The sequence below is a fragment of the Virgibacillus carmonensis genome (genome assembly GCF_057836705.1).
In genome coordinates this window covers 1-705 of record NZ_JBYQFJ010000160.1, presented here as the reverse complement: position 1 = coordinate 705, position 705 = coordinate 1, and the positions used below count along the sequence as shown (strand labels likewise).

The following is a 705-nucleotide window of genomic DNA, read 5'->3' as shown; positions in this document are numbered from 1 at the left end:
TGGTGCATTGGGAACGCAATGGACAATCTGAACAGTCCTCAGCCTCATAGACTTTAAACGTTCGTGTCAGTCCGTATTTGTCTGTTCGATGGGACACGTAGCTGAACATCAATAGTTTTCCATTTGGACAGGTAAACGTATCGTCTTCCTTGTTATATTCCCAATTGGCTGTATGGAAAGCGTTATTCTTATGCTTCTTTTTCTTCTCTTTTCGATACTGGTTATAGGTAATCAGCGGGGTGCGCTTTCGATTCTCCATGACATCTTCGTAGTTTTGTTCACTTCCATACCCTGCGTCAGCGACGATATGCTTCGGCAGCTTAAAGAAATTATTTTCTATGTTATCCAGAAATGGAATGAAGGTGCGAGTATCTGTCGGATTTGGGAATACATCATAAGCGAGCACATATTGTCCTTCGGTTGCAGCCTGCACATTATAACCCGCTTTTAGCTGACCGTTCTTCATATAATCATCTTTCATTCGCATAAAAGTGGCATCATGATCCGTCTTCGAGTAACTATTGCGTTCTCCGAAGATCTCCATGTCGTTTTGGTATTTTTGCTTGCGTGCCAAATAATCCTTGAATTGTTTGCGGAATTGTTTCGGTGCTTTACGGTCAGACCGAAGTTGTTTACGTTCGCTTACGTCTTCACTCGCTTCTATTTTCTTGTCATACGTTTCCACCTTGTCATCCAGCTGCTCCA

The 705-nt window shown here is 42.6% G+C and carries 1 protein-coding gene; it reads right to left on the bottom strand.

The features are described from left to right. Positions 1–705: transposase (locus tag AC3G7N_RS21130; protein WP_489424109.1), on the bottom strand; the 705-nt coding region annotated here is incomplete at both ends.